This window comes from Aliirhizobium sp. YIM B11859, from assembly GCF_057163345.1.
Map to the genome: position 1 here is coordinate 1 of NZ_JBXHAY010000040.1, position 3,179 is coordinate 3,179.

Here is a 3,179-nt window from a genome sequence, read left to right on the forward strand (position 1 = left end):
GCGGAGGTCAGCAGTCCGGCTGCCAACAGTTTCGAAAACGTTCTCATGTGATGTCCTTTGATCACCGATGCCCCCAGCGGTGACGTGAAACATAGGTGCGTGTGAATGAATTTCATGAGGAAAAGCTGAATTACTGCCCTTCTCCGGTTACTCAACTTCGCGGAGTGGTTGCTTTGTCACACTCGACGGTATGGGCAAGCAAAAACCCGGCGCTAAGCCGGGTTTTCTACGCAGATGTAGGGATGACAGGAGGGCATAAATGTCTGGGCAAGCCGTTAGCCGGAAATTAGATCACCTCCCTTCCAGCGCTCTTTGCCCCAATTGCGTAGACGCATGCGCGGGGCGATGAGGGATGCCACGAACGGCGCGGTAAGAAAGCTGACGGCCACGACCGTCGGGATCAGATATTTTGCATGGGCTGCGAGAGCGGGAACCAGCAGGACGGTGACGGCGCCGACACCAAAGATCACGGCGTTGACCATCATGCTGCAAATGATTTTGAGCCAGGTGTCTGTGCTCAGCATAGCGGACACTCCTATGGTTGCGATCCTCTTAAAGGCGTGCAGTTGCGGAAAAGTTCCCCGCGTCGCAAGGGTTGAGAGAAAGACAACCGGCATGACGGGAGCTGATGTTGGTTAAGTCATTGAGCGAATGATGGGTTTACTTTCGCCCCGACCTCGACTTTCACCAAGCAGCGGAGAGCCTTAATGCCGGAGAGTTCATACTGGATACGAATAGGTTTTGAGCTTCAAGGTTGAAGTCGAACTACGGAGCATTGCCCCTCGCGCTGGCAAGGGGGCGGCTCCCGAGGCTCCGCGCTATGCTTGTGCGCCCGCCCCGCCTGAGACCCTTGCCCTCGCTACCCCCAAGACCTCGCCGGCCAGGCAGAGTTGCATGAGAGATGCACCTGTCTTTCGCCTCGAAAGGTCATTGCGCGCTGACCCGATCTCAAACGCTGTGTCCTATAAGGAAGGCGTTGCTGTTCCAGGACAAGTATGATGGACTGCCGCAATCCATCGGGAGCCTGCACATGGCCATTCTTGAGCAGTTCATCGAGCATCTCATAATCGGCTTACGGGAGATCAGCCCGCGCGACACTGTCGAGCTGGGTGTTCTTCACGGTTTTGCGGTCGACGCTGCCCAGAATCAAGCTCCTAAGCTAGCAATATTCCTGAGTAGCGTTGATGGCTTGCAGGCGTTCTGCGCGGAGCTTCACCGCCTGCCCGATGTGATCCAACCGGTCGATATCGATGGCTCCGAATGGCGGTTTGTGCGGGCGTCGGTTCTCGCGTGACGCTCGCCTGTCCTGCCGCGTATCCGCACAGTTCCTGCAGTGGCCGGCTTGGCGTTGCACTCATCCAATCTTATCTTCCCATTGAAAGCAACTGATTTGCGGCTTCGCATGGGAGAATTGACATGAATACCGAACGCGACAACTGGATCAACACCAGGGCGTACTTTCTGTGGGAACAAGCCGGACGGCCCGAGGGCCAAGATGGCGCACACTGGGCACAGGCCACTGATGAATGGGAAAAGATCAATCAGGCACGGATCTCGCCTGCGGCTGCGCCCGGTTTTGATGACGGCGATGAGTGGGAGGACTGACACACTAAGGTCAAACATGTCCGCCGCCCCGTGAAGCGTGGCGACGGCTGCAAGTGAGCGATAATCTCGCATTCTGATAGCATGATATGCTGGTCCGATCCGAGAAGAACCAGCGTCCAGTATTCCGGCTCTTCGCCAAACACCTTCGAAACCTGGACGACGGTGATCTCTCCGTCAAAATGCTTCGGCGACCTCGCCCAGTATCGGTCGCCCGGTATCAAACTCTCGGCACGCATGACGCCCACTCCCGTTGGCCGAACCACAGCGAATTACGGTTTGCTTGAACATAGTCCCATTGACGATTGCCTTTTTCTCGCCGCGCTGACGACATCCGACCTTTGCAATTGAATGCTATGTCGGCTGCAAAGAAGGACTATAGCCATGCAAGATTTGACGATGTCGCAGGTCATGGGAGACCCAATGATCCGGCTGATGCTTCGCGCTGACAAGGTGAGCCTTGGAGATTTCGCCAAACTGTTGGAGAAAGCGTCGAGCAATCGGGGCCAGCTTGCCGTCTCGCCGGATGGTGTTTGCACTCACCAAATCCCGGCAACCTGCTTCAGCTAGTAACCATTCCCCCGCCCAGCCCAAGGGGCGCGATTGGCCCGCTCTCGAGCGGACCTTATTCGTAAATACGATGCCGGAATTAAGTGTGAAGAGGTTTTTCGTTTTGCTGTCAATGCCAACGGTGATCAGCTTCCCGAGACGAGGTGCGGAACACAGCGATCTGCACTGGCGTGGAGCGATATGCTTATTTGGCCCGGGCTGGTCGCTTTTTTACAGTAGCGATGCCCATTTCGCGATCCAGCTGCTTCTTGGCTAGTTTGCGCGCGCGTCTGACGCCTTCCGCCTTCTCGCGAGCGCGTTTGACCGACGGCTTCTCATAATATTCGAGCTGGCGCATTTCCCGCAGGATGCCTTCTCGCTGCAGTTTCTTTTTGAGAACTCGGAGCGCCTGATCGACATTGTTATCGCGGACAAGAATCTGCACGGATATTCCTCGAGATTTGGAATTGTATTCGGGCATGCCATTGCCTCATCTTGGCTGGATTGGCAATATGGTCGGGAGGTCGCGGGGAGTTTTACTGCCCAGCGACAGCTTTCTTTTTAGCCCAAGACATTGGCCACTCGAGGTTAGAACAGGCCGTGCTGATTCAGTGGCGGAGGGTCATCGGCAATCCCAGTTTCAGGGATGGGACCTGATCTCGGGCCGGATATGGCCTCAGATCGGCGGCCAGGAAAGCTACCTCGACATTATTGGCGTGAATTATTACTTCAATAACCGGTGGATCCACAGCGGTCTGCCGATCGATATTGGCCATCCGCTCTACAAGCCATTCAGCAGGATCCTGATCGAGACTTATGCGCGCTATGGGAAACTTATTCTGATCGCTGAAACGGGGGATACCCCACGCACCTCACATGCGACGGCACTCCACCCAGTGTCGGCTCTTTCGATCGCATCGTCACAGTGAACTTATTTTAATGGCTATATCGTGCCGGAAAGCAATCGCCGAGCTAGCCATAGGGCATCCGCGTGAGATTTTCCGGCGTGCTACTCGGGACGATCACGA

4 protein-coding genes and 1 pseudogene are annotated in these 3,179 nt (G+C 55.7%); 3 read left to right on the plus strand and 2 right to left on the minus strand.

All coding sequences use genetic code 11. The annotated features are described in order from the left end of the window. Positions 1-275: 275 nt before the first annotated feature. Positions 276-524 carry a hypothetical protein gene (locus AC2GXZ_RS32485; protein ID WP_483763370.1) on the minus strand — a complete coding sequence of 83 codons (249 nt, stop codon included), beginning with the start codon at positions 522-524 and terminating at the stop codon, positions 276-278. Positions 525-1,030: 506 nt separating this feature from the next. On the opposite strand from AC2GXZ_RS32485, the gene AC2GXZ_RS32490 reads away from it, so the two are divergent. Further along, complete coding sequence (locus AC2GXZ_RS32490) at positions 1,031-1,294, plus strand: hypothetical protein (RefSeq protein ID WP_483763371.1); 264 nt, start codon at positions 1,031-1,033, stop codon at positions 1,292-1,294. 122 nt (positions 1,295-1,416) lie between these two features. Next, the gene (locus AC2GXZ_RS32495) at positions 1,417-1,605 is read left to right on the plus strand and encodes a DUF2934 domain-containing protein (protein WP_483763372.1); all 189 of its coding nucleotides are present in this window, start codon (positions 1,417-1,419) and stop codon (positions 1,603-1,605) included. 751 nt (positions 1,606-2,356) lie between these two features. On the opposite strand, the gene rpsU is transcribed toward AC2GXZ_RS32495, so the two are convergent. Then, positions 2,357-2,596, minus strand: a complete 240-nt coding sequence (gene rpsU, locus AC2GXZ_RS32500) for a 30S ribosomal protein S21 (RefSeq protein ID WP_483763373.1) — start codon at positions 2,594-2,596, stop codon at positions 2,357-2,359. A 169-nt stretch (positions 2,597-2,765) separates the two neighbouring features. Here rpsU and AC2GXZ_RS32505 point away from each other — a divergent pair. After that, a pseudogene (locus AC2GXZ_RS32505) lies at positions 2,766-3,008 on the plus strand (glycosyl transferase family 1); the annotation flags it as partial. Between the last annotated feature and the right edge of the window lie 171 nt (positions 3,009-3,179).